22 protein-coding genes are annotated in these 26283 nt (G+C 33.5%); 17 read left to right on the forward strand and 5 right to left on the reverse strand.

The window, feature by feature from the left end:
• Positions 1–79 precede the first annotated feature (79 nt).
• The 4 genes from BXU01_RS15340 (at position 80) to BXU01_RS15355 (ending at position 7199) form a co-directional block, all read left to right on the forward strand.
• Positions 80–1138 carry an AraC family transcriptional regulator gene (locus BXU01_RS15340; protein ID WP_083694027.1) on the forward strand — a complete coding sequence of 353 codons (1059 nt, stop codon included), beginning with the start codon at positions 80–82 and terminating at the stop codon, positions 1136–1138.
• A gap of 17 nt (positions 1139–1155) precedes the next feature.
• Positions 1156–2217, forward strand: coding sequence for an AraC family transcriptional regulator (locus BXU01_RS15345; protein ID WP_083694028.1), 1062 nt, complete (start codon positions 1156–1158; stop codon positions 2215–2217).
• A gap of 263 nt (positions 2218–2480) precedes the next feature.
• Complete coding sequence (locus tag BXU01_RS15350; protein WP_083694029.1) at positions 2481–6287, forward strand: HYR domain-containing protein; 3807 nt, start codon at positions 2481–2483, stop codon at positions 6285–6287.
• Between the two features lie 24 nt (positions 6288–6311).
• A complete protein-coding gene (locus BXU01_RS15355; RefSeq protein ID WP_083694030.1) occupies positions 6312–7199 on the forward strand; it encodes a type IX secretion system membrane protein PorP/SprF in 888 nt (295 codons plus the stop codon).
• 133 nt (positions 7200–7332) lie between these two features.
• Here BXU01_RS15355 and BXU01_RS15360 read toward each other — a convergent pair whose 3' ends face one another.
• The 3 genes from BXU01_RS15360 to BXU01_RS15370 form a co-directional block, all read right to left on the reverse strand.
• Positions 7333–7884 (reverse strand): hypothetical protein, encoded by a 552-nt coding sequence (locus tag BXU01_RS15360; RefSeq protein ID WP_083694031.1) that lies wholly within the window; start codon positions 7882–7884, stop codon positions 7333–7335.
• A gap of 21 nt (positions 7885–7905) precedes the next feature.
• On the reverse strand, positions 7906–10002 hold the full coding sequence (locus BXU01_RS15365; protein ID WP_083694326.1) for a TonB-dependent receptor: 2097 nt from the start codon (positions 10000–10002) through the stop codon (positions 7906–7908).
• 212 nt (positions 10003–10214) lie between these two features.
• Positions 10215–11489, reverse strand: coding sequence for a sorbosone dehydrogenase family protein (locus BXU01_RS15370; RefSeq protein ID WP_083694032.1), 1275 nt, complete (start codon positions 11487–11489; stop codon positions 10215–10217).
• 184 nt (positions 11490–11673) lie between these two features.
• Here BXU01_RS15370 and hpt point away from each other — a divergent pair, with 184 nt between their 5' ends.
• From hpt to BXU01_RS15425, 11 genes are all read left to right on the forward strand, one after another.
• On the forward strand, positions 11674–12204 hold the full coding sequence (hpt, locus tag BXU01_RS15375) for a hypoxanthine phosphoribosyltransferase (protein WP_056246025.1): 531 nt from the start codon (positions 11674–11676) through the stop codon (positions 12202–12204).
• Between the two features lie 72 nt (positions 12205–12276).
• Positions 12277–12849, forward strand: coding sequence for an adenylate kinase (locus tag BXU01_RS15380; protein ID WP_055093019.1), 573 nt, complete (start codon positions 12277–12279; stop codon positions 12847–12849).
• A gap of 199 nt (positions 12850–13048) precedes the next feature.
• The gene (locus BXU01_RS15385) at positions 13049–14323 is read left to right on the forward strand and encodes a hemolysin family protein (RefSeq protein WP_083694033.1); all 1275 of its coding nucleotides are present in this window, start codon (positions 13049–13051) and stop codon (positions 14321–14323) included.
• Positions 14324–14403: 80 nt separating this feature from the next.
• On the forward strand, positions 14404–15405 hold the full coding sequence (obgE, locus tag BXU01_RS15390; protein ID WP_065450834.1) for a GTPase ObgE: 1002 nt from the start codon (positions 14404–14406) through the stop codon (positions 15403–15405).
• A gap of 171 nt (positions 15406–15576) precedes the next feature.
• A complete protein-coding gene (locus BXU01_RS15395; protein ID WP_083694034.1) occupies positions 15577–17721 on the forward strand; it encodes a S46 family peptidase in 2145 nt (714 codons plus the stop codon).
• 108 nt (positions 17722–17829) lie between these two features.
• Entirely contained in the window at positions 17830–18516 is a 687-nt protein-coding gene (locus BXU01_RS15400) for a lipopolysaccharide assembly protein LapB (protein ID WP_083694035.1), read from the forward strand.
• Between the two features lie 75 nt (positions 18517–18591).
• On the forward strand, positions 18592–19947 hold the full coding sequence (murC, locus tag BXU01_RS15405; RefSeq protein ID WP_083694036.1) for a UDP-N-acetylmuramate--L-alanine ligase: 1356 nt from the start codon (positions 18592–18594) through the stop codon (positions 19945–19947).
• Positions 19948–20081: 134 nt separating this feature from the next.
• Positions 20082–20543 (forward strand): GNAT family N-acetyltransferase, encoded by a 462-nt coding sequence (locus tag BXU01_RS15410; protein ID WP_083694037.1) that lies wholly within the window; start codon positions 20082–20084, stop codon positions 20541–20543.
• A gap of 14 nt (positions 20544–20557) precedes the next feature.
• Positions 20558–21250, forward strand: a complete 693-nt coding sequence (gene radC / locus BXU01_RS15415) for a DNA repair protein RadC (protein ID WP_083694038.1) — start codon at positions 20558–20560, stop codon at positions 21248–21250.
• A gap of 3 nt (positions 21251–21253) precedes the next feature.
• Entirely contained in the window at positions 21254–21940 is a 687-nt protein-coding gene (locus BXU01_RS15420) for a YjjG family noncanonical pyrimidine nucleotidase (RefSeq protein ID WP_083694039.1), read from the forward strand.
• 2 nt (positions 21941–21942) lie between these two features.
• Entirely contained in the window at positions 21943–22695 is a 753-nt protein-coding gene (locus tag BXU01_RS15425) for a hypothetical protein (RefSeq protein ID WP_083694040.1), read from the forward strand.
• A 16-nt stretch (positions 22696–22711) separates the two neighbouring features.
• On the opposite strand, the gene BXU01_RS15430 is transcribed toward BXU01_RS15425, so the two are convergent.
• Complete coding sequence (locus BXU01_RS15430) at positions 22712–23989, reverse strand: replication-associated recombination protein A (protein WP_083694041.1); 1278 nt, start codon at positions 23987–23989, stop codon at positions 22712–22714.
• A gap of 149 nt (positions 23990–24138) precedes the next feature.
• On the opposite strand from BXU01_RS15430, the gene BXU01_RS15435 reads away from it, so the two are divergent.
• A complete protein-coding gene (locus BXU01_RS15435; RefSeq protein ID WP_083694042.1) occupies positions 24139–24903 on the forward strand; it encodes a rhomboid family intramembrane serine protease in 765 nt (254 codons plus the stop codon).
• 67 nt (positions 24904–24970) lie between these two features.
• On the forward strand, positions 24971–25474 hold the full coding sequence (locus BXU01_RS15440; RefSeq protein ID WP_083694043.1) for a hypothetical protein: 504 nt from the start codon (positions 24971–24973) through the stop codon (positions 25472–25474).
• A 6-nt stretch (positions 25475–25480) separates the two neighbouring features.
• Here BXU01_RS15440 and BXU01_RS15445 read toward each other — a convergent pair whose 3' ends face one another.
• Positions 25481–26281, reverse strand: a complete 801-nt coding sequence (locus BXU01_RS15445) for a DUF2490 domain-containing protein (RefSeq protein ID WP_083694044.1) — start codon at positions 26279–26281, stop codon at positions 25481–25483.
• Positions 26282–26283: the final 2 nt, after the last annotated feature.

Consider the following 26283-nt stretch of genomic DNA (forward strand, 5'->3'; position numbering starts at 1 on the left):
CCTTTGAAAACATTGTTTTGTTTGAGTGAATTCCGTACGTTTGGACTTGATTTTAACCGCCGTAGATTTACTAAATTACATGACCACAAACGATTGGGCAAAACATATTCAAAAGTTTCTTTTTTTGTTAAAAGATGATTTTTTCGAATTGCCATACTTGTCTAATTCTCCTCAGGTGATGTTGGATAGTCTCATAAAATTACCCGTAATAAAGCATAACGCTGCAAAACAATTAATCTCATCTGATAATGCTTTCTGGAAAGGAAAAATGCGGTATCGAAAAATGGAAGAAGGTTTCTGGATTTTGGAGACCAATATTGCACTTAAAGAAAATGTGCTTGCAAAAGCCATATATACAAAGGATCATCTAAAAGATTACTATATATTATCGTTTTCTGTTTTCGAATATAAATTCCCTTTTAAGGATTCTGAAGATATTGTCCTGCTAAGTACTTGCTGGACTTTTTATAAACCGGAAACTGAAGTTGCCACTTATTTTTACAAAGGAACTGAGGGCAAGTTTTTTAACATTGCCATAAATAAGGAATGGGTGGACCAAAATATTAAATCCGAAAAATTCTGTAAAAAAGGAGTGCTTGAAAGCTTTTTTAATACTCAGAAAGGATTTTATACCTGGCTGGATCTCGCCCCGAAAGCCCATTTGTTATCAAAAAAAATATCAAAAATCTTAGAAGCTGAAGATAAAATACATTTAAGCACACCAGAATTACGTAAGTGCTGTATGAAGTTAATAACTGAATTTTTTAATAATTCTTTTGAAGACAGCCGTATTGCAGATAATATTTCGCTGAGCAATTTAGATTACTATAATGTGGCAAAGGCCGAGAAAATGATTTTACACAATTTACAATCTGCTTTTTTAGGAATAGATAAAATTGCGTCAGAGGTTAATACATCTCCCACGAAACTGAAAGCTAATTTTAAAATTGTATTTGGATTTTCGATGTTGCAATACCACAAAGAAAAAAATATGCTTCTTGCAAAACAGTTGCTTCAAAAGTCCGAAATCGAAATTCAGATAATTGCTGCCATAACAGGTTATGAAAGTGCGAGTAAATTCGCAGCAGGATTCAAGAAAAGATTTGGAGAATTACCTTCGGTTTTTAGAGAAAATTAAGATTTGAGCAGAATTATATGAACGTAGGAAAGTGGGTTAAATTCATAAAAGAGAATATAAATTTTTATAGAGATGGTTTTTTTGAGCTGCCTTATTTGTCAAATTCCCCTGAGATTATTGTAAAAAGTATTGTCAATTCGCCATCAGTAAAACATGTTGTAGAAGAGCAGGCGGTTTATAGAAATAATCCTTTCTCTAAGGGAGTAATGCGCTATCGTGAAATCGAAGAAGGTTTCTGGATTATCGCCACTAGTATTACTTTCAAGAAAAACGTGATGCTGAAAGCAATCTACGATGAAGATTTTCCTATTGATTATTATACACTTACCTTTTCGGTTTTTGAAAGTGAAGTAAAACTACAAAATACATTTGCTGATAAAACTCCTTTTTCAAGCAAATATTGGGGATTTAAAAGACCTGGAACAGAGGTTGGTGCTTATTTTTATAAAGGTTCTGTTTGCGAATTTTATTTGTATGGGTTTAGTAAGGAATGGGCAGAACGTAATTTTTCTTTTCAGACACTTCCGGAAGACAATCAGATTAAGAAATTCCTGAATTCAGATAAAGGATTTATTACGTATCAGGATATTGTGCCAAATGCTGCCGAATTATCTAAAGAAATTTTGATTAATCTGGAAAAGAACAATCATGATTTGCTGAGTAAGGCAATTTTAAAAACACAAACATTTCAACTGATTTCTACTTTTTTTAAAAATGCTTTCATAGATCAGCGAATTGGTAATTTTAGTCCATCAGAAACTCCGGATTACAGAAAGATTGCAAAAGCCGAAAAATTACTTTTAGATACTATTGCTGAACCTTTTTTAGGCGTAGAATATATTGCCGAAAAAGTAAATATGTCTGCAACAAAACTCAAACTTACTTTTAAATCTGTTCATGGTGTTTCGATGATGCAATATCATAAAGAAAAGAAATTACTTCTTGCGATGCAGATGATTCAGAATACCGATATGCAGATGAAAAATATTGCTTTGGCAACGGGTTATAAGAGTTCCAGCAAGTTTACGGCAAACTTTAAAAAACGTTTTGGAAAAATGCCTTCAGAAATACGCTTTTAAGCGATGTAAAATTCTTTCTTTTTCGTCTTTTCGACTCTACTTTTGTGATTTATTTATGATTTTTTTAACATTGAAAAAATAATTATAAATTTTTTAATCAATTGTTTTTCAGTGTTTTAAATTGATGAAATTCTCATTTTGTATTCACTTGTTTTTTTTGAAAACACCGTTGGTCGTTTCGGGCTATTGATGTGTCCGAATGGGCTATTCGACGATTTTATTTCAATATATTTTTGTTGGTAAATAAATCTAAACAAACCAGTATGAAATTAAAATTACTCTTTTTAGCGGGTATCCTATTTCTTTTAAGCAATATGATATACGCTCAAAATCCACCTGTTGCGAAAGCAAAAAACATAACCGTAAAGCTCGATGCTTCCGGAAATGTGACAGTCAATGCCCAGGATGTGGATAATGGCTCTACAGATAATGTAGGTATTGCCAGTTATATGTTGACAACTGCTACTGCCGGGACACTTTGTGTTACAGGAAATGAGAACAGTACACTGTTAGTTGCTGCAGGTACAGGATCAATTTTCAAGACGGTAGATTTTGCAATCTATGGTTCATCAGCCAAAAGTTGTACAGATGCTTCTTATCCTTCTTGTTATTCAAATACTCAATCTTATGTTTCTTCTTATTTATTGAATAACAATTCAGCCAGTATTTTTATAAGTAATGCTAATATGGGAGGTGATCCTTGCCCTAATGTAGGTAAGATACTTTCTATAAGTGCTTCATATGAACCTTCGCCTGCATTTTTGAAACCTTCATTTAATTTTAGCTGTTCAAATATTGGTGATAATACCGTTAATCTCGTTGTTACAGATACAGATGGAAATAAAAGTTATGCTACGGCAACGGTTACTGTAGTAGATGATATTGTGCCGGTTATAACTTGTCCTAATAATATTGAAGTTAATAATGATCCCGGGATTTGTGGTGCAGTAGTTACTTTTACAACACCGGTAGTTACTGATAATTGTACGAATACTGTTCCTGTCGTTGCGACATTTACAAATGCAGGTTCAACAGGAAGATTTGGTCCAACTCAAGCTCAATGTGATACAGCTTATGGTCCTGGAGTGGTTACTATAAATACTCAGGGAATTCAGGAATGGAAAGTTCCGGTTAGCGGATTGTATTCAATTCGTGCTCTTGGAGCTGAGGGTGGTGATAATTCAGAAAATAATATAAGAAAACCAGGACGAGGAGCCGATATGTATGGAGAATTTTCTCTTACGGCAGGTCAGGTTATAAAAATTCTCGTTGGGCAAACCGGAGGAGAAACGAATATAGATTGTAGTAGCGGTAACAGAGCTGCCGGTGGTGGTGGTGGTTCTTTTGTGACAGATAGTTTTAATACGCCGCTAATTGTTGCCGGAGGCGGAAACGGAGAAAGCTGGTCACAGTTTAATTTTGATGGTCCAGGCGCTAATACAACCAATAACGGAACCGGCGGAGGAGATTCTAGAGGTCGTGCCGGTGGTGGAGGCGGATTAATAAGTAATGGGGTATTATTCATGAATTCAGATTTTGGACTCTCTTTTGTAAATGGTGGTATTGGTGGTGATCATAGTATATGTTTTAGTGGTGTTGGTGGTTTTGGCGGCGGTGGCGGTGCATATTATGAAGGCGGCGGCGGCGGCGGATATACTGGAGGAACCGTTGTTAATAGAAACGATTACAATAATCCACATACTGATTATGGATCAGGATCTTTTAATTCCGGAACAAACCAAACAAATGTTGCCGCAATAAATTCAGGAATGGGTAAAGTAGTTATTTCTTTATTATCTGCTCCAATTGTTGCATCACAAACTGATGTAACAGGTTTAACATCTGGTTCAGTTTTCCCGGTAGGAACAACAACTTTAAAATATACTGCAACAGATGCTAGTGGTAATACTAGTACAGAATGTTCTTTCGATATTATAGTAAAAGATAATGAAAAACCTGTAATTTCTGCTGCAGATCAAACACAAATTGCAGATGCAGGACTTTGTTCAGCTGTAGTTACTGTTACAGCGCCAACAGCTACAGATAATTGTGCAGTTGTGAGTTTAAGAAATGACTTTAACACAACGGCAGATGCTTCAGGAACTTATCCTGTAGGAACAACAAACGTTATTTGGACAGCAAAAGATGCTGCTGGTAATTTTGCTACATATACTCAAAAAATTACTGTTAACGATACTGAGTTGCCAACTGTTGTAACTAAAAATTTTACTGCTCAACTGGATGCATTAGGAGTTGCAACAATTCAGGTTTCTGATATTGACGATAATTCATCTGATAATTGCGGAATTAATACAAGAACATTAGATGTATCTTCATTTACTTGTTTAAATCTTGGTGCAAATACCGTTAATTTAGAAGTTACAGATATTCATGGTAATGTTTCATCTGCTTCAGCTACTGTAACTGTCGAAGATAAAATGGTCCCAATTGTTGTGGTAAAAAATATCACAGTTCAGCTTGATGCAGCAGGAAACGCTACAATCCAGGCTTCTGATATTGATGACAACTCATCTGATAATTGCGGAATCGCTACTATCGACTTGGATATAACATCATTTACTTGTGCGAATCTTGGTCAAAACACAGTTCAGTTAAAAGTTACAGATAATAGCGGAAATTTTGATACTAAAGATGCTATTGTAACTGTTGAAGATATAATTGCTCCAACTGTTGCAGCAAAAAATATTACTGTTCAGCTTGATGCTACAGGTATTGTGACAATTCAGGCAACTGATGTTAATGATAATTCAACTGATAATTGTGGAATTACTGCATGGACTGTTTCACCAGATACATTTTCATGTGCGAACATAGGTAACAATACAGTTACTCTTACGGCTACAGATGCATCAGGAAATTCTTCTTTTGCAACTGCAATCGTAAAAATTGAAAACAAAATTTTACCAAATGTATTAACGAAAAATATCACGATTGCGCTTAATGCATCAGGAAATGCTTCTATTGTTCCTGCTGATGTTAATAACGGATCAACGTTTTCTTGTGGAACTCCAACTTTAGTGGTTTCGCCAAATACATTTACATGTGCCAATGTTGGTGCGAACCTGGTTACATTGACGGCTACAGATGCATACGGAAACGTATCGTCTAAAACGGCAACAGTAACTATTCAGGATAAAATTGCAGCAACTGTAATTACTAAAGATTTAACAGTACAGCTTGATGCTACAGGAAATGCGGCAATAACAGCTGCTCAAATCGATAACGGAAGTTTTGACCTTTGCGGAATTGCTTCAATTACGGTTAGTCCAAATACTTTTAGCTGTAATAATGTTGGAGAAAATATAGTAACACTTACTGTTAAGGATGTAAACGGAAACGTTTCTACAGAGATTGCAATTGTAACGGTTAAAGAGAGTGTTCTTCCAGTTGCAAAAACTCAGGATCTTACTGTTGAACTTGATGCTTCCGGAAATGTTGCAATAACAGCCAATCAAATTAATAACGGAAGTTCAGATAATTGTGGAATTGCTGCAATAACTCTTGATAAGCTTTCTTTTAATTGTACAAATGTGGGTGTAAATACTGTTACGCTAACAGTAAAAGATAAAGCTGGAAATATAGCAACTGCAACTGCAAAAGTGACCGTTGTAAATAAATTTGGAGATAATGACAATGACGGGATTCCAGACAATTGTGATAATGATGATGACAATGACGGAATTTTAGATGTATCAGACAATTGCCCAATTACAGCTAATCCTTATCAGGAAGATCGCAACCATAACGGTATAGGTGATGCTTGTGATAAAGATCAAATGAATATTTCTGAAGCTTTTACTCCAAACGGAGATGGTATTAATGATACTTGGGTTATTTCTAATATTGAAAATTATCCTAACTCACTAATACGTGTTTTCAATCGTTGGGGAACTGAAGTATTTGTTGCCAGAAATTACCAAAATGATTGGGATGGACATTACAAAGGAAATTCCAGCTCTTTACCGGAGTCTAGTTCATATTACTATCAAATAGATTTAGATGGTAATGGTTCTATAGACAAACAAGGTTGGATCTACATTAACAGGTAATTGTAAAAAAATAAAATTTTAGAAATGAAAATAATCAAAAATATATTGGCGGGAGCATTACTACTTTTTAGTAGTATGCTTTTTGCCCAACAAGAAAGTCTTTTGACAACATACCGTTACCATATGAACATTGTCAATCCGGCCTATGCAGGTGTTAACGGAGAAACTGTTTTAGTGAGTACAATTCGTCAGCAATGGACAGGGATTAAAGATGCGCCTCAAACACAGGCTGTTTCTTTTGGAACATCAGTAGGAAGTAATCTGGGTATAGGTCTTTCTATGGTTTATGATAAAACATTTATCGAAAAACAAACCCAATTAGGAATCGATTTCTCTTATAAACTTCAGGTAGGAGCTCTTACGGATTTATATTTAGGAGTAAAAGCAGGAGGTAATTTCTACAATGTTAATACTTCAGGGCTTGAAACTTATTCGCCTCAGTCAGATCCTGCTTTGGTTACTATAAACCAATTTAATCCAAACGTAGGTATTGGAGCTTTATTAAAGAATGAAAAGTTTTTCGTATCCCTTTCTGTCCCAAGAATGTTAAATACTGAACGCGCAAAAAATAAAGACGGTTATACTTCTGTAGCTACAGACAGAGCGCATGTTTATTTAAGCAGTGGTTATGATTATGATTTTGAAACTGCGACATCTTTAGTTTTAAAACCGTCATTTATGATGCGTTATGTAAATGGTGCACCACTTTCTGTAGATATTAATTTAATGCTTCAAATAGAGAAATTCCTGGAAGTAGGAGGAAGCTATAGAATTAATAATGCTTATGCGGCAATAGCAGGTTTAACTATTAGTGAGCGTTTAATGCTTGGTTATGCTTACGAAACCGGAATTGGCAGTGCAATTGCAAGTGCTAAAAACTCAAATGAATTTTTTCTTCGCTTTAAGTTTTAATAAATCCCCAATTAGATAAAATTATTCAGCGAGGATTAGTTTTATTTTTATTTTGAGTAGTAAAAAAGAGGACATCTATATAGATGTCCTCTTTTGATTTTATACTAATAGAGAAATGATCTAAAATTAGATTTTATCCTATTTTCTTCAAAACTTCTTTGGCAACAGCTTTATAAGCAGCAGAATGATCCGCATAATCTTTGTTTAATATAATTTGCAATTCAGGATGAATCCAGTCGTAATGATTTCCCAGAACATACAAAGTTCGTATCGAATATGCCTTTGTTGCAACTTTTACATCATTGATTAACCAGTCAAAAGAAGCCTCGATACAATCCTGCAAATTTTCTTCGGAAAGTAAAATGCTGTTTTCATTTTTCTTATAATGTGACTTTACTAAAAGCTGAACCACTTTTGCAATTGGTCTAATAGAGCTTTCATCTTTTAAAACCTTAAGATTAGAACAAAAGAAATCAAGATGAGGTTGCAGCCAGAGTAATTCTTCGTAAGATACAAATTCCAGAATCCAGCATGCTTTATGATTGTTTTTGTTTGATGGAGAAAAACAAATAGAGATTAATTCATTAAATAAATACTGATTTTCTAAAACGTCTTGCGCCGCCATAAGTCGGTTTTCGCGGTAAGCATTTACGTAGCCAAGTTTTGTTTGTAATTCAGACGCCATCTTTGTAGGTTTAGTGCACATCTAAAATAAGTAATTTAATGAAATAGTTCCATAATAATTTACAGGAAGTCCGGGATAATAATATCTTGGACTAGTGTTTCCTGCCGCAACTGCATTGGGCAAAATCATAGAGGCATATTTTTCATCAGTGACGTTATTAATGCCAAAAGCCAGATTGGTATTTAAATTGGATAGAATCTCAAAACGATACCCTGTTTTTAAATTAATAATATGATAAGAATCTGAAAAAGAAGAGTTAGCATCATTTAAAGGGATTTTATCTGTAAACTGAAAATCAGCTGACAAATAGATTCCCTGTGAAGTATTCAAAATCAATCCGGCATTAATTTTATTCGCCGCGACTCCGGTTAATTTATTTCCCGAATAATCATTTCCGTTATCGATAAAATCTTTAAACTCATATTTCCCTAACGAAGCAGCGAGAAAAGAATTTAAAGTGAAAAAACGATTAATTGACCAATTGTGTTTAGCAGAAATTTCGATTCCTTCATGAAAAGTTTTACCTGCATTTACACCTTCATATTGATCATCGCCAATTCTTTTGGCTACCAATAAATCTTTTATTTCCATTCGATAAACAGCAAATTCAGTATAAAGATTTTTATTGAAGAAATAGAATTTTCCTCCCGCTTCAAAATTATAACCACTTTCTGGTTTTATCTCCGGATTTATGTTTCCTGTACTTGTAAGTGTTTCTTCGGTAGCAGGCAATGAAAATCCGCGACTTGCTGAAAAATAGAATGTTTTCTCTTGATTGGGTTTAAATAGAAAAGACAATTGTGGAGAAAAAATCCCATCATAACGGTACTTTTCAGTTGCCGTTTTGGCAGGAAGAAAGTTTGTTAATTCAAAATGAGTTTCATTATAATTTAATCCCGCCTGAATTTCGAATTGAGCAGAAAGTAAAGTTCTTATTTGAGAAAATATATTGTAGAAATGTCTTTTCTGATCCGTTTCAGTAAGTTGGTTTCCTTGCAGGCTTCCTTGTCCATTATTAGTTTTATATAAATTTTCGAAAGTGTTTCCGTTATAATTATCCGTGAAATATTCGATTCCGGCAATAAATTGGTTTTCAGTTTTTCCTATTTTAAAATTTCCTGAAAATTGTGTTCTTCCACCAGTTCCAAAAGTATATTGGCGTAAAACATCAAAAGGTCTTGGTTCATTACTATCTTTATAATTTACAAAAACAGATGTTGAATTACTAAGGTTTTCATTGATCTTAAAATCATAAGCCAATCCTGCAAGAGTCGATTTGTATTCTTTAAAACCCTTTGAAGCAACCCAGGTTGGAGCGCCCAATTTTGGATTATTATTAAAGACTTCTTTACTTATAGAACTCGGGATGTACGCTTTTAGATAGGTGTAATTCGAAAAATAAGTAAGCTTGCTGTCTTTCTTTTTAAATAATTCTCCGGCAAGTGTGACTCCTTCCCGATTGTAAGAACTGTTTTCTCGCCATCCATCAGTTTTTAGATTATGATAACTGATATTGACACTTGAACTTTTCTCATTCAGGCTATAGTTTATATTATTCTTTAATAATCCAAACGAACCAAAAACACTGCTTACACTTGCGTTTTCTCCATTTGTTTTAGAAAGTTGAGGTGAAATCAAAATAGCACCGCCCAAACCTGCACCATAAATGCTCGAAAGAGGTCCTTTGATTATTTCGATTTGACCAATATTTTCCAGGTCAATATCATCAATTACCGTTTCGCTGTTTCCTGAAGTTAACGGAATACTGCCATAAAAAGCCCTGATTTTATTGGTGCCATAAGGAGATCTTGCCCCAATACCACGAATTGAAATTCGGGTTGTTGTAAAATTCGATGATTGCATAAAAACTCCCGGAATTGTATTAATTACGGTCGTAATATCTGTAGCGTTATTTTGCAGAAGATCTTTTTTTGATAAAACCCCAATAGAAGCGGGCGTATTTTGCAATCTATTATTAACATGAAGCGAACTTATAAGTACTTCATCTAATTTTTGAGTTTTTACAGAATCTATAGTTTTGCTTTCTTTTTCTTGCGCTTTACTATTTTGAAAAACGCAAAACACAAAAAAGAGAAAACAATATTTTTTTAAAATCATAAAAGAGTTTGTTGAGCATAAAAACATTAACCGCAAGGAGCGCAAAGTTTTTAAGTCTATATGTAATTTGCTCGCAAAGTCGCAGAGTCGCAAAGAAAATAAAACTTTGCGTCTTCGCGACTTTGCGAGATTAAAAAAAAGCTTTGCGTTCTTTGTGGTAAAATTATGTGTTTTGAATTCTCATTAAAATTGGAATTTAAACAAATTGAAATTTACTTATTTGCCGTTACCTTCCAAATGGTATTCCCGCTATCATCATTAACCAAAAGCGATCCATCTGGCGTAACCGTTACTGCAACCGGACGTCCGTAAACTTCAGCTTTATCAGCATTTGAAATAAAGCCCGTTAAAAAGTCTTCCGGTTTTCCTGAAGGTTTTCCGTTTGCAAAAGGAACGAAAATTACTTTATAACCTGATATTTTGGCACGATTCCAGGAACCGTGTTGCCCTACGAAAATTCCATTTTTGTATTTTGCAGGAAAAGCATCTTTAGTATAAAAAGCCAAACCCAGAGAAGCTGTATGAGCTCCAACCGGAACATCAGGAACAATCGCTTTTGCCACTAAATCCTTGCGTTCACCTTTCATTCTTGGGTCAGGAATATTTCCGTAATACGAGTATGGCCAGCCATAAAATGCGTCTCTTTTTACACTCGTTACATAATCGGGAACAAGATCGTCTCCTAATTCATCGCGTTCGTTAACTGCTGTCCAAAGTTCCTTGTTTACAGGATTCCAGTCCATTCCAACAGGATTTCTAAGTCCCGCCGCATAAATTTTTTCACCTGTTCCGTCAGGATTAATTTCAAGAATGTCAGCACGGCGAACTTCTTTATCCATTCCGTTTTCACCAACATTACTTCCTGAACCTACTGAAACATAAATTTTTGTTCCTTCGGGATTTGCAATTATATTTCTTGTCCAGTGATTGTTATATCCACCTGCAGGAAGTTCAAGAATTTTGGTTCCTTGTGTTTCTAATTTCAACGGATTGTTTTTATAAGGATATCGATATAATCCATCTGTATTGGCAATATAAAAAAAGTCTTTTAAAACCAACATTCCAAAAGGTTTGTTTAAGTCCTTTATAAAAACTTCTCTGGTTTCAAACTTTCCGTCTTTGTCTTTATCACGCAAAACCGTAATTTGATTTTTACTGGTTCTTGTGCCGCTTTCTACCACAAAAATATCATTGTTGGGTGCAATATAAGTCCAACGCGGATTCTGGAAACCATCTGCAAATTTTGTAATCGTGAAACCTTCAGGCGCTATTGGTGTTTTTCCTTCAGGCCAGCCAATAACTTTACTATTGTTCGTTTTAGATTCTGTTGCATAAGGCGGAGGTAATGTCAGATCGCCAATTGCTGTTTTTACAACCGTGTTGGGCTGTTTTGCCAGAGCTTCTTTTTCTTCTTTTTTTACCTGTCCGTTACAGGCCGTTAATATTGCTAATAATGATATTGAAAATATTTGTGCCGTCGTCTTCATTTGTGTTCGGGGTTAATGGTTTATAGTACAACAATTTAGTAAATTTAAAAATAGTTGCAAGAAAAGATTTGTAAATATTAAGTGATATTTAACATTCTTAAAAAAATATGTGTCCAGCCTATTTTGATACTTACAGTTTAGTTCTAATTCTGTATCTTTGCCCATTATTTTAAACATAAAAATAATGATACAACTTCACGATAAACAATTTGTTCCGTTTATTTCGGCCAAAGAAATTGATTTTGCTTTAACTAAATTAGTAGCACAAGTAGAAGATGATTTTGGTGACGATACCCCAATTTTTATTGGAGTTTTAAATGGTGCATTTATGGTCGTTGCTGATTTTCTTAAGAAATATAAAAGTCCATGTGAGGTTTCATTTATCAAAATGGCATCATACGAAGGAACTGAAACTACCAATACTGTAAAAGAATTAATAGGTATTAATCAGGATTTATCAGGCAGAACCGTAATTATCATCGAAGATATTATCGATACAGGAAACACTATCGAAGAATTAAAGCATTTGTTTAAAGCACAAAATGTAAAACATTTTAAGGTTGCTACATTGTTTTTTAAACCGGAGGCGTATAAAAAAGATATTAAAATAGATTATATCGGAATCAGGATTCCAAATAAATTCATCGTTGGTTACGGATTAGACTACGATGGTTTAGGAAGAAACTTATCCGAGGTATATAAATTGGCAGAATAATTAAACACACACAACTATATATTCATTTAAAACTTCTTATAAAAAACAGAAGTAACAACACTCACTCATATTATGATTAATATTGTTTTATTTGGAAAGCCGGGAGCAGGAAAAGGAACTCAGGCAGAATTTTTAAAAGAAAAATACAAATTAACACATCTTTCAACAGGAGATATTTTTCGTTTTAATTTAAAAAATGATACAGATTTAGGTAAAAAAGCAAGAGTTTTTATGGACAATGGAGAATTGGTTCCTTGCGAAGTTACAACAGCAATGTTAATAGACGAAGTAAACAAACATCCGGATACAGCTGGTTTTTTGTTCGACGGTTATCCAAGAACTTTAGATCAGGCAAAAGCTTTAGATAAATTTTTACCAACAATTGGGTCAAGTGTTACAGCAACAATTGCATTAGAAGCTGATGATGAAATTTTAGTAGCGCGTTTACTGGAAAGAGGAAAAACAAGTGGCAGAGTTGATGATCAGGACGAAGAGAAAATTCGTGTGAGATATCAGGAATATAATGAGAAAACGGCTCCACTTATTGGATATTATAAAGAACAAAACAAGTTTTATGCCGTAAATGGTATCGGAACTATTGAAGAAATTACAGAGCGATTAACGTCAGTTATAGATAATTTGTAGAAGCTTTTTCCAGCTGTACGTTACAAGTCCTCGCTAAAAAAACTATTTTTCTATACCTTAAAACGAGCTTCCTTCGGTCGCTGTTTTCTGGCAAGAAAAATTAGTTTTTTTAGCTCCGGGCTTTTCTCTTCCATCTGGGCTATAACATTTAGGTTACAAATTACATTAACGAACAATTCAATAACGAATAAACCACAAATTGGAAATACTAATAATATTTTTTCTAATACTATTAAACGGAGTTTTCTCCATGTCTGAAATTGCCCTTATTTCTGCAAGAAAAAATAGACTCGAAACTGCCGCAAAAAAAGGAAATAAAAGTGCTAAGATTGCGCTCGATTTAGCCAATTCGCCAAATAAGTTTTTATCTACAGTACAAATCGGAATTACACTTATCGGGATTTTGACAGGTATTTATAGTGGGGACAAAATCACCGTAGACGTAGAAACATTTATTAGCGGATTTGCAGTTTTAAAACCATATGCACATTCAGTTGCAGTTGGGATTGTAGTTGTAGTACTTACATTTTTCTCATTAGTTTTAGGAGAATTGCTGCCAAAACGAATTGGATTAAATTATCCGGAATCAATTGCTAAAATGGTAGCAATGCCAATGAAGATTATTTCGATTATTACAGCACCATTTATTTGGCTGCTTACTACATCTACAGATTTTTTATTAAATGTTTTGCAAATAAAACCTTCTGCTGATGGAAAAGTTACTGAAGAAGAAATTAAAGCGATTATAAAAGAAGGAACTGAAGGTGGAGAAGTTCAGGAAATTGAACAAGATATCGTAGAGCGCGTATTTCATATTGGTGACAGAAAAGTAAATTCGTTAATGACGCACCGTAAATCTGTAGATATGTTGCCTTTTACTGCTGATAAAGCAAAAATAAAAGAACTTGTCCTGATGGATTTACATACCGTTTATCCAGTTTACAGAGATAATTATGATGATATTGTTGGAATTGTGACCTTAAAAAATATATTCGCAAATATCGAAAGCGATCATTTTGATTTAGGAGCAATAATGACAGATCCTCCCTATTTAATGGAGCAGACAACAGCATACAAAGCACTTGAAAATTTTAAGAAAACAGGAGTTCATTATGCTTTAGTTTCTGATGAATACGGTGTTTTTCAAGGAATTATTACTTTAAATGATATTCTTGAAGCTTTAGTTGGAGATGCATCTGATTTTTATAAAGATGAATTTCAACTGATAGAAAGAGAAGATGGTTCCTGGTTGGTAGACGGGCATTATTCATTACACGATTTCCTGACCTATTTTGAGTTAGACGAATTGACAAATGATTATGAAGTAAATACCGTAAGCGGAATGATTATGACGGAGCTTTCTCATATTCCGAAAGAAGGCGAAAAATTAATCTGGCAAAAATTTGTGTTAGAAGTCATCGATATGGATGGCGTAAAGATTGATAAAGTGTTGGTAAAAACACTTAAAGAGTAAAGAAAATAAAATAGTTTTCAGTCGCAGTTTTTAGTCACAGTTTGACTGGAAACTGCGACTGCGACTGAATACTAAAAACAATGACAGAAGGAAATTTTGTAGATTATGTTAAGATATATGTTTCTTCCGGAAAGGGAGGAAAAGGATCTACACATTTACATAGAGAGAAATTTATTGAAAAAGGAGGCCCGGACGGAGGTGATGGTGGTCGTGGAGGACATGTGTATCTAGTTGGGAATAAAGGTTTGTGGACATTATTTCATTTAAAATTTGCTCGCCATATCAAAGCCGGTCACGGTGGAGATGGAGGAGGAGATCGTAGTACAGGTGCTGATGGAGAAGATAAATTTATCGAAGTGCCTTTAGGAACTGTCGTAAAAGATAAAGAAACCGGAGAAACCTTATTTGAAATCACTGAAGATGGAGAAAAAAGAATCCTTTCTAAAGGAGGAAAAGGTGGTTTAGGAAACTGGCATTTTAGAAGTTCAACAAATCAGACACCAAGATATGCTCAACCTGGTTTGCCAGGAGTAGAAATGGATGTTATTCTAGAACTTAAAGTATTGGCGGATGTTGGATTAGTAGGTTTTCCTAATGCTGGAAAATCCACTTTATTATCTGTATTGACTTCTGCAAAACCAAAAATTGCCGATTATCCTTTTACAACTTTAAAACCAAACTTAGGAATTGTAGCGTACAGGGATTTTCAATCTTTTGTAATTGCAGATATTCCCGGAATTATTGAAGGTGCTGCAGAAGGAAAAGGTTTAGGACATTATTTCCTGCGCCATATTGAGCGTAACTCAACATTGTTGTTTTTAGTTCCTGTTGATACACCGGACATTAAGGGAGAATATGATATTCTGGTTAACGAATTGACCAAATACAATCCAGAAATGTTAGACAAAGAACGTCTTTTAGTAATTTCAAAATGTGATATGCTGGATGACGAACTTAAAGCCGAACTGAAAACAGAATTAGATGTTGCTTTCAAAGATATTCCATATATGTTTATTTCATCTGTTGCTCAACAAGGTTTGACGGATCTAAAAGATAAACTTTGGAAAATGTTAAACGAGTAAATAATTAAATCATTTTTAATAATAAAGGTGTTCTGGAAACAGAACACCTTTTCTGTTTTGTTAAATTCGTAATAAGACAGAAATAAAAGCTATGCATGTTCATTTTTGATGTTGTTTAAATAGATGTAATTGCGAAAATGACTTATATTCGCGTTACTTAAACAAAATAACATGAAAAAAGTAGTTTTATTCTTAACCATGTGCCTAATGGCTTTTCCTGTAAAAGCTGATGAAGGAATGTGGTTTTTGATGTTTATCGAAAGATTGAACCATAGAGATATGGAAAAAATGGGCTTGCAATTAACAGCCGAAGAAATTTATAGTATTAATCATCATAGTTTAAAAGATGCGATTGTACAGTTTAACGGAGGTTGTACTGCTGAAATCGTTTCGAAAAACGGATTAGTTTTAACCAATCATCATTGTGGGTACAATGCAATCGCAGAACTTTCTACAGCAGAACAGAACTATTTGAAAGATGGTTTTTGGGCGAAGGAAAAAAGTGCTGAGATGAAACCAAAATCTTTATACGTTCGTTTCTTTGTTCGTATGGATGATGTTTCTAAAAGAATTTTATCGAAAGTAAATGATAAAATGACGGAGACTGAAAGAAATAAAATCATTCAGCAAGAAATCAATCTGATCGAAAAAGAAAATAATGAAGGTGGAAAATATACCGTTTCTGTTCGTCCTTTCTTTCAGGGAAATGAATATTACTATTTCGTTTACCAGGATTATACAGATGTTCGTTTAGTTGGAACTCCGCCGGAAAGTGTAGGTAAATTTGGTGGAGATACTGATAATTGGGAGTGGCCTCGTCAAACTGGAGATTTCTCTATGTTCAGAGTATATGCTGATAAGGACGGAAATCCTGCAGAATATTCAAAAAACAATGTGCCTTTACAGCCTAAACATTACTTACCAGTAAGTATTAAAGGTGTAAAAGAAAACGATTTTGCCATGATTTTAGGATATCCGGGAAGAACAAACCGTTGGATGCCAGCAGGCGGAATTGAGCAAAACATAAAATTTGCGTATCCTGCATGGGTTGAAGGTGCAAAAACCGGAATGGATGTAATGAAAAAATATATGGACAAAGATGCAACAGTACGTTTGCAATATGCGTCTAAATATGCTTCGACAGCAAATTACTGGAAAAACCGTCAGGGTATGATCGATGCTTTAACAAAAGCTGGAACAGTAGATGTTAAAACGGCACAAGAAGATAAATTTTATGAGTGGGCAACTAAACCGGCTAATAAGGAAAAATACGAAAATGTAATTCCTACTATTAATGACTATTACAGACAAACAAACATAAAAGCTACTCATGATAATTATTTATCACAGCTTTTACGTACTTCAGGTTACGCAGCCGGACCATCGAATCTTGGAAATGCGTTAATTGCTTACTACAATGAGAATGACGCTAAAAAGGCGGAAATGCTTCCTAAGATTAATGCAATGATCGATAACATATATGGTGACTTTTATGCACCACTTGAAAAAGATGTATTAATTGCACAATTAAATTTATATACTTCTAAAGGAGCTGAATATGGTTTAGGTACACAAATTGCTAAAATGAAATCAGAAAACAATGGTGATTTTACTGCAGATGTTACAAAAGCTACTGAGATCAGTTATTTTACTACTAAAGAAAAAGTAGTAGCATTTATGGCCAATCCTAAGCCGTTAGCAATTGTACACGATCCTTTGTATATTATATCTAATGATTTAATGACAAAATACCGTGCTAAGACAGATGATCAGATTAAATCTGATGATAGTTTTGCAACAGCTTATCGTGAACTGGTTGAAGGATTAAGAGAATCAAAACTAAATGCGATTCAATACCCTGATGCTAACTCAACTTTGAGACTTACTTACGGAAAAGTTCGTGCTTTACCTGCAGATCCTCGTAATGATGCTACAATAAACAATTATACGACCATGGAAAGTATGGTGAAAAAGTATAAAGCAGGAGATCAGGAGTTTGATTTACCAGCTCGTTTGTTAGAATTAAATAAAGCAAAAGATTACGGACAATATGCTGATAAAGCGGGATATATGCCAGTAAACTTCTTAACAGATAACGATATTACAGGAGGAAACTCAGGTTCACCGGTTCTTAACGGAAAAGGAGAATTAATAGGGATTGCTTTTGATGGTAACATCGAAGCAATGGCAGGTGATGTTATTTTTGATCCTAAATTGCAAAGAACAATCAACGTAGATATTCGTTATGTACTTTGGATTATCGACAAATATGCCGGAGCTAAAAATATTATCGACGAATTGACAATCGTAAAGTAATATTTTTTAATTTTATTATAAACCGTCTTGTGCAAACAAGGCGGTTTTTTTGTGTAGTTAATTATCGATAAACTAAATGTGCATGTTAAATTTCCTTATTTTTGAAACATGAAAAAACTGCTATTCTTTTTTTTATTGATGCCCATTTTAATATGGTCACAATCTAATTTTGATAAAGCAGAAAAGTTATTTCATGCCAAGAAATATGATGAAGCGCAAATTATTTTTGAAGGAGTTTTAAAAACAAAACCTTCGGATATTAAAACAATTGAATATTTAGGAGAAATTGCAGCACATCAAAAAGAGTGGGTAAAAGGAGCGGAATATTTTAAGAAGCTAAAGATTTTAAAGCCAACTGTAGCAGATTATTTTTTTAAGTACGGTGGTTGTTTAGCGATGCGAGCCACGGAAGTAAATAAGTTGAAAGCTTTTGGTATGGTTGGCGATATGAAAGAAGCGTTTGAAAAAGCTATAGAACTCAATCCAAAACACGTTCAGGCAAGATGGGCTTTGATTGAAATATATTTATTATTACCAGGAATTCTGGGAGGCAGCGAATCTAAAGCAATTACATATTCGAATGAACTTGCACAGTTTTCGCCAGTAGACGGATATTTGTCAAGAGGAAGAATCGAGGAGTATTTTAAAAGATATACTCTGGCCGAAAAAAATTATGTGAAAGCCAATGAAATTGGTAAATCAAAAGTCACATTTCAAAAATTATATAATTTATATTTGAATAAATTAAAAGACCCTAAAAAGGCACAGGAATTGAAAAGAAAATTTGAGTCGTAATAATCTCATCCCGAAACTTCGGGACTAAATTCGAAGTAATAATTAGAATTTAGAACTTAAAAATTGGAATTTTAAATGAAAACACATTTCATCGCCATTGGCGGAAGTGCCATGCACAATTTAGCATTAGCATTGCATAACAAAGGATATCAGGTAACAGGAAGTGATGATGCTATTTTTGAACCATCAAAATCAAGATTAGAAAAAAAGGGAATTTTACCAGCTGAGTTAGGTTGGTTTCCTGAAAAAATTACTACAGATATTGAAGCTGTAATTCTTGGAATGCATGCAAAAGCAGACAATCCTGAATTGCTAAAAGCACAGGAATTAGGTTTGAAAATTTATTCATATCCTGAGTTTTTATACGAGCAATCTAAAAATAAAACACGTGTCGTAATTGGAGGTTCTCACGGAAAAACAACCATTACTTCGATGATTTTGCACGTAATGCATTATCATAATATCGAAGTTGATTATATGGTAGGAGCACAGCTTGAAGGTTTTGATACAATGGTTCATCTTACTGAAGAAAATGATTTTATGGTTTTAGAAGGTGATGAATATCTGTCGTCCCCTATAGACAGACGTCCGAAATTTCATTTGTACCAACCAAATATTGCCTTGATTTCCGGAATTGCGTGGGATCATATTAATGTTTTTCCAACCTATGAAAATTATGTAGAGCAGTTTGAGATTTTCATTGCAAAAATTACCAATGGCGGAATTCTGGTTTATAACGAAGATGATTCTGAAGTAAAACGTGTTGCTGAAGCTGCAACGAACCCAATTCGTAAATTAGCATATTCTACTCCAAAATACAGCGTAAGTGATGGAGTAACCTTATTAGAAACTCCAGAAGGTGATATGCCAATTGAGGTTTTTGGTGCACATAACTTAAACAACTTGGCTGGCGCAAAATGGATTTGCCAAAACATGGGTGTTGACGAAGCCGATTTTTACGAAGCTATTGCTAGTTTTAAAGGGGCTTCTAAGCGTTTAGAAAAAATTGCTGAAGGAAAAGGAAAAGTGGCTTATAAAGATTTTGCACATTCACCAAGTAAAGTAGCAGCAACTACAAAAGCGGTGAAAGAACAATATCCTGACAGAACATTGGTAGCGTGTTTAGAATTGCATACTTATAGTAGTTTAAATGCTGAATTCCTGAAAGAATATGAAGGCGCATTAGAATATGCAGATGTTGCAGTTGTTTTTTATTCTCCGGATGCAGTTAAAATTAAACAATTAGAAGAAGTTACTTATGAGCAGATTGCTACTGCTTTTAATCGTAAAGATTTAATTATTTATACCAATCCTGTAGAATTCAAAGAATATCTTTTCAATTTAAATCTTGATAATTCAGCTTTATTATTAATGAGTTCAGGAAATTACGGAGGATTAAACTTTGATGAAGTTAAAGAATTAGTTAATTAGAAAAATTTGATGGTTATAAAAATTAAAAAATGCCAATTGCAAATCTGCGACTGGCATTTTTTTTAAATACTATTTTGTAATTTATGAATGATTTTTCTTATTTTTAGATATATTAGCCTTTTAGAATATCGTAAATGAAAGCAAAAATAAATGTTGTAAAAACAACAAGTGAGAACCCGGATTTTATATCCCTGATAAAAATATTTGACACCTTTTTATGGGAGCGATATCCTGAGCTCAAAAAGGATTATTGGGGGAATAATTTAATAGAATTTAATGCAAATGTAGTTCTGGTTTATTTAGATGGAAAAGCCGTTGCAAGTGGCTGTTTTAAAAAATACAATGAAGATACAGTAGAGTTAAAACGAATGTTTGTTTTACCTGAGGCACGAGGTTTAGGTTTAGCTCAATTAGTAATTAAAGAGCTTGAAGAAGAAGCAAAGAATCAAGGTTTTGCCAATATGATTCTTGAAACACTTTATAAGCAAATTGAAGCAATAAGCCTATATCAAAAAGTTGGATTCTCAATAGTTGACAATTATGAGCCTTATGTAGGTCTTTCAAATAGTATTTGCATGGGTAAGTCCATAAATTAATTTATATTTAAGATATGGAAGCAATTCATTTTCCTATAACAAACTGGTCTGAGGATGATAAACCCCGTGAAAAATTAATGCTTAAAGGCAAGGAAACTTTAAGTGATGCTGAATTAATTGCTATTTTAATTGGGTCTGGAAGTAGGAATGAATCTGCAGTGGGGCTAGCTAAAAGAATTTTGCTAAGTGTAGATAATTTAAATACATTGGGTAAAATAACGATATCACAATTAACAAAATTTAAAGGAATAGGAGCGGCTAAAGCTATTACAATTATTGCTGCTTTAGAATTAGGTCGACGCAGAAGGTCTGAGGATGCTTTGCAATTCAAAAATCAGGTAACATCTAGTAAAGTTATTTTTGAAATAATGCAACCTATTATTGGTGAGCTTCCTCACGAGGAATTTTGGGTGTTTTTTCTGAATAATTCGAACAAGATAATTTCTAAAGTACAATTAAGTAAAGGAGGAATAACAGGGACAATCGTTGATATGCGCTTGGTTTTTAAATTTGCTTTTGAAACTAAAGCTACAAGCTTGATTTTGTGTCATAATCATCCTTCGGGTTCGTTAATTCCAAGTGAAGCCGACAAGCAAATTACAAAGAAAATAAAGATTGCAGGTGAGCTTTTAGATGTTAAAGTTTTAGATCATTTGATTATAACTGAAACAAAATATTATAGTTTTGTAGATGAAGGAATTTTTTAGCTTATGAATACCACAATTACGGATGTTTTTTTTGATTTAGATCACACACTTTGGGACTTTGATAAAAACTCAGAGATGGCTTTTGATAGAATTTTTAAAAGTAGATTTCCTGAAATAAAAATACAGGAATTCATAGTCAAATACGCTCCTATAAATCAGGAATGCTGGAAGTTATATCAACACGATAAAATCACACATTTAGAGTTGCGGTATAATAGATTGAAGTTTTCTTTTGATGCTTTAAACTTTAAGATTTCAGATCAGGATATAAATCAGATTTCAGAAGATTATATTGAGTTCTTAACTGATAATAATCACCTTTTTGATGGCGCAATTGAAGTTCTTGAATATTTAAAACCAAAATATAAACTGCACATCATTACAAATGGTTTTGCCAATGTTCAGGACAAGAAAATTAGTAATGCTTCACTTTCAGGTTATTTCGATACCATAACAAATTCTGAGCTTGCAGGCGTAAAAAAGCCAAATAGTATTATCTTTGATTATGCTCTAAATGTAGCGAAAGCCTCAAAAGCAAATAGCATTATGATTGGCGATTGCCTGGATGCGGATGTCAATGGAGCATTAAATGCCGGTTTAGATGCTATTTTTTTTAATGATAAAAAAGTTCAGGCTCCGGAAAATATTAAACAAGTAAACCATTTATTAGAACTAAAAAAATATTTATAATTATGAGAATTAAATTTTTGTTGATTGCGCTTCTTATTTCAGTTATTGGGTTTTCTCAATCCGTTAATGATTATAAAGGAGTTATTGTGCCTTTGAAATATGATTTTCTTAAAACCGAAAATCAATATAGAATGTCAACAATGACAAAGGCAAATTTAAATAAAGCTGGTTTTCAGGCTTTTTATGGCAACGAAGAGCTTCCTTCAGGTTTTGGTGATCGTTGTGATCTTTTGTATGTTGATGTAAAAAAAGAAAATGGTTTTTTGATCACTAAGCTTTTTTTAGAATTTAAAGATTGTTATGGTAAAGTTATTTATACCTCGGATATAGGAAAAAGCAAAGAGAAAGATTATGAAACAGCTTATAGAGAATGTCTTGATTTAGCATTTGTTTCAGTAAACGCTTTGCATTACAAATACAACGGAAAAAGTTTTAATTCCGGAAAAGTTGTAACAACAACAACAACAACAACTGCTCCTATAGCAACTCAAGCTGTTGTTACGACAGTTTCAGCTCCGGTTGCAGATATGAAAGATCCTAATTTGTTATATGCCCAACCAACAGAAAACGGATATCAGTTAATCGATAAAACGCCTAAAGTTGTTATGAAGTTGTTGAAAACATCGCGTCCGGATTCTTTTATAGCTATTAAAGATGGTATTCAGGGATCACTAAATGCAAAAGATAATCAATGGTTTTTTGAATATTATAAAAATGATCAATTAGTTTCTGAAAAAGTATCAGTAAAATTCTAAAAATAAAATACGGTTTTTAATAGCCGTATTTATCTTTCCAACGGTTCTTTAAAAATTCACGATTGCTGTTCTCTCTAGAATTGCTTCCTGGATTATAAAGAACCGTTTCTTTTATAGCATCGGGTAAAAATTCCTGCTCTGCAAAATTATTTGCATAATCATGTGAGTATTTATAGTCGTCACCATATCCTAACTCTTTCATAAGTTTGGTTGGTGCATTTCTTAAATGAATAGGAACAGGTAAATCGCCGGTTTGTTTTACTAATTGCTGTGCATTTCCTATTGCCATATATGAAGCATTGCTTTTTGGAGAAGTTGCCAGGTAAATAGCACACTGACTTAATATAATACGGCTTTCAGGATATCCAATAGTTGTTACTGCCTGAAAAGTGTTATTTGCCATTATAAACGCTGTTGGGTTTGCGTTGCCAATATCTTCACTTGACAGAATAAGCATTCTTCGGGCAATAAATTTCACATCTTCGCCGCCTTCGATCATTCTTGCAAGCCAATAAACAGCTCCATTTGGATCGCTGCCACGAATTGATTTTATAAATGCTGAAACAATATCATAATGTTGTTCGCCACTTTTGTCATACAAAACAGTATTTTGCTGTACTAATTCAAAAACACGATCATTTGTTATGATTATTTCATCGCCTGAAGAAGCATTAACAACAAGTTCAAAAATATTAAGTAATTTTCTTCCGTCTCCGCCAGAAAGTCTCAGTAGAGCTTCTGTTTCCTTTAGTGTGATGTTTTTAGAGGCTAAATAAGAGTCTGTTTTCATTGCCCGATGAAGTAAAGCTTCTAAATCCGCTTTTGTAAAAGCATTTAGTATATAAACTTGGCAACGTGACAATAATGCAGGAATAACTTCAAAGCTTGGGTTTTCAGTAGTTGCACCAATAAGAGTAATCCATCCTTTTTCGACTGCGGCCAAAAGAGAATCCTGTTGTGATTTACTGAATCGGTGAATCTCATCAATAAATAAAATAGGGTTTTTTGCCGTAAATAATCCGCCACTTTGTTTCGCTTTTTCGATTACATCACGAATGTCTTTAACGCCCGAATTTATGGCGCTCAAAATATAGAAAGGACGCTTTGATTCCTGAGCAATAATTTGAGCCAGAGTTGTCTTTCCTGTTCCTGGTGGTCCCCAAAAAATCAATGATGGAATTATTCCTTTCGAAATTTGTTGCGTTAACGAACCATTTGGTCCAACCAAATGACTTTGACTAATATAGTCTTCTAATTGCTGTGGGCGAATACGCTCGGCTAAAGGTGCTTCCATTTTGTAAAATTACTATTTTCAATTTTAATTTAATAGTTTTAAAGGGTTACAAATCATAACAAAGGATATTGAGGTCTTAGCTGACAAATTATCAGTAAATTGTATTTGGATAGTTTTTTGATGACAAATAATTCTCTAGACTCTTAAATATGAATGATAATCATTTTAAATTTTCAAATGCAGTAATTGGACTTCCTGTATTTTTTGTGCTTTTCTTGTGGATTATCTATTGGGTTCAAATTCGATTCGATTTTGATTTTTATCAGAACGGTATTTATCCCCGTGATTTTTCAGGTTTGCAAGGTGTTTTATTTAGTCCTTTTATTCATGAAAATTTAGATCATTTATATAATAACTCGATTCCTCTTTTGGTATTATTAGCGGCGTTGCAATTCTTTTATCCTAAACAATCTTTTTCGGTAATTATTTTCGGAATCTTGTTTTCAGGTTTAATAACATGGATTATTGGTCGGGAAAATTACCATATTGGTGCCAGTGGACTAATTTATGTTTTAGTAAGTTTTATTTTCTTTAAAGGTATTCAGACAGGTTACTATAGACTAGTGGCGCTTTCTTTATCCGTAATTTTACTTTACGGAGGAATGATATGGTATGTTTTTCCGGATGTCGACAAAACCATTTCCTGGGAAGGGCATTTAGCCGGCTTTATTACTGGATTTGCAATGTCTTTAATTTATAAAACACCGGAATATGCAAAACCTATCGTTTATGATTGGCAAAAGCCGGATTTTAATCCTGAAGATGATGCATTCATGAAACATTTTGATGAAAAAGGAAATTTTGTAAATACAGAAATTCCTGAAGAGGAAGCCGAGAATTTTTCTAACTACTTTAATTCTAATCTTTATGTTAATTATACCGTAACCAAAACAGAGTCAGACGATAAAATATAGTTGGTAATCTTTAAATTGATTTTAAAAGAGTAATTTTGTTAATGCTTTAATTTTAATTTAATGTGTTATGAGGAAGATATACTTAGTACTTCTAGTTTTATTGGTCTTATCCAGTTCGGCGTTAATAGCTCAATGTAAAATAAAAAATAGAGTACTTGCGGATGGTACAATGATGTATTATTTTGATCCTGCTGATTTTTATATAACAAAATCAAAATCATTAAAAATTAATATCGTAACAGATAAGGAACATTATTTTGTAGCCTTGCAGCCATCGCCTTTTCCGCCTAGAAAAGAAGGAAAAAAAATAAAAGATGATTTAATCATTCATCTGGCTGACCAAAAAAAATATAAACTAAGTCACTATGATACACAGTACAGGCATAATGATTCGATCATGCAAGTGCTTTATTTAATTGATGAAAAAGATTTAATTGCTTTTTCTAAGTTTGAAGCAGTACTTGCAGAAATCAATATGCAGGGCACAGAGTTTGTACGTGACTATACTTTTAAATTACATAAAGATGCTATAGTAAAGCAATTGGCGTGCTTGTTAAAGGAAGATAAATAAAAAAAGCTACTCTTCAGTTGAAGCTTCATTTTTATGGAGTAATTTTTTATTAAGATTTTTGAATAAATTATTAAAAGTTACAGTCAATGATGCTGCGTTCACAATTTGATTTTGCTCATCTCTTGGTAAAAATTCATTTGCATAAGTCAACTCGACCTGTATATCATCTGAAAATAAATAACCCGCACCAAGATTTAATCTGTTTCGATCAAAGAAACTAAGGCCTGTTACTTTAGTTCCGGATTTAAAAAAAAGTTCATCTGAAGCTATTATATAAACAACTCCTTCTCTTAATATTTTACTATTAATTGGTTTTAAATATTTTATTTGTTGCCGATATCGTAAAACATTATCATAGTCTCCATCTTCATTTCGCATATGTCTCAATTCCATTCTCATTCTGGTACTTAAAGTGTAACCTGTTTTGTGAAAATAGTAGATTCCCTGCAAAGCAAATCTTATTTCCGGAGATTTAAATTGACCAATTTCCGGAACATCCTTGTTGTAATTATAAGCTAAAAAAGAAGACACCTTCCATCGGGGAGAGTAATAATAATGCCCCCAAGCTCTAATGGATCTTTGTATGTTTTGTTGAAAGATATTAGAAGAAGATTCAGTACTGCTGTAAGCGGCACCAAGATTTAATTCAGTAGACCATTTTTCATTAATAGTCCTGTTAAACTGAATCTCATTCCAAAATTGATTATAGGTAGTGGTTTGCCCATAGTTAATACTTGTAATTAAAAATATTACAAGTATTAAACTAAGTTTTTTAAGCAATATGTTTTGAATAGGTTTTAAAGACATCA

The organism is [Flexibacter] sp. ATCC 35103 (assembly GCF_001975985.1).
Lineage (GTDB): Bacteria > Bacteroidota > Bacteroidia > Flavobacteriales > Flavobacteriaceae > Flavobacterium.

What these genes read in the sequence shown, in the direction of transcription:
- BXU01_RS15340 (WP_083694027.1), top strand. Translation starts at nt 80, where the DNA reads ATGACCACAAACGATTGGGCAAAACATATTCAAAAGTTTCTTTTTTTG.
- BXU01_RS15345 (WP_083694028.1), top strand. Translation starts at nt 1,156, where the DNA reads ATGAACGTAGGAAAGTGGGTTAAATTCATAAAAGAGAATATAAATTTT.
- BXU01_RS15350 (WP_083694029.1), top strand. Translation starts at nt 2,481, where the DNA reads ATGAAATTAAAATTACTCTTTTTAGCGGGTATCCTATTTCTTTTAAGC.
- BXU01_RS15355 (WP_083694030.1), top strand. Translation starts at nt 6,312, where the DNA reads ATGAAAATAATCAAAAATATATTGGCGGGAGCATTACTACTTTTTAGT.
- BXU01_RS15360 (WP_083694031.1), bottom strand. Translation starts at nt 7,884, where the DNA reads ATGGCGTCTGAATTACAAACAAAACTTGGCTACGTAAATGCTTACCGC.
- BXU01_RS15365 (WP_083694326.1), bottom strand. Translation starts at nt 10,002, where the DNA reads ATGATTTTAAAAAAATATTGTTTTCTCTTTTTTGTGTTTTGCGTTTTT.
- BXU01_RS15370 (WP_083694032.1), bottom strand. Translation starts at nt 11,489, where the DNA reads ATGAAGACGACGGCACAAATATTTTCAATATCATTATTAGCAATATTA.
- hpt (WP_056246025.1), top strand. Translation starts at nt 11,674, where the DNA reads ATGATACAACTTCACGATAAACAATTTGTTCCGTTTATTTCGGCCAAA.
- BXU01_RS15380 (WP_055093019.1), top strand. Translation starts at nt 12,277, where the DNA reads ATGATTAATATTGTTTTATTTGGAAAGCCGGGAGCAGGAAAAGGAACT.
- obgE (WP_065450834.1), top strand. Translation starts at nt 14,404, where the DNA reads ATGACAGAAGGAAATTTTGTAGATTATGTTAAGATATATGTTTCTTCC.
- BXU01_RS15395 (WP_083694034.1), top strand. Translation starts at nt 15,577, where the DNA reads ATGAAAAAAGTAGTTTTATTCTTAACCATGTGCCTAATGGCTTTTCCT.
- BXU01_RS15400 (WP_083694035.1), top strand. Translation starts at nt 17,830, where the DNA reads ATGAAAAAACTGCTATTCTTTTTTTTATTGATGCCCATTTTAATATGG.
- murC (WP_083694036.1), top strand. Translation starts at nt 18,592, where the DNA reads ATGAAAACACATTTCATCGCCATTGGCGGAAGTGCCATGCACAATTTA.
- BXU01_RS15410 (WP_083694037.1), top strand. Translation starts at nt 20,082, where the DNA reads ATGAAAGCAAAAATAAATGTTGTAAAAACAACAAGTGAGAACCCGGAT.
- radC (WP_083694038.1), top strand. Translation starts at nt 20,558, where the DNA reads ATGGAAGCAATTCATTTTCCTATAACAAACTGGTCTGAGGATGATAAA.
- BXU01_RS15420 (WP_083694039.1), top strand. Translation starts at nt 21,254, where the DNA reads ATGAATACCACAATTACGGATGTTTTTTTTGATTTAGATCACACACTT.
- BXU01_RS15425 (WP_083694040.1), top strand. Translation starts at nt 21,943, where the DNA reads ATGAGAATTAAATTTTTGTTGATTGCGCTTCTTATTTCAGTTATTGGG.
- BXU01_RS15430 (WP_083694041.1), bottom strand. Translation starts at nt 23,989, where the DNA reads ATGGAAGCACCTTTAGCCGAGCGTATTCGCCCACAGCAATTAGAAGAC.
- BXU01_RS15435 (WP_083694042.1), top strand. Translation starts at nt 24,139, where the DNA reads ATGAATGATAATCATTTTAAATTTTCAAATGCAGTAATTGGACTTCCT.
- BXU01_RS15440 (WP_083694043.1), top strand. Translation starts at nt 24,971, where the DNA reads ATGAGGAAGATATACTTAGTACTTCTAGTTTTATTGGTCTTATCCAGT.
- BXU01_RS15445 (WP_083694044.1), bottom strand. Translation starts at nt 26,281, where the DNA reads ATGTCTTTAAAACCTATTCAAAACATATTGCTTAAAAAACTTAGTTTA.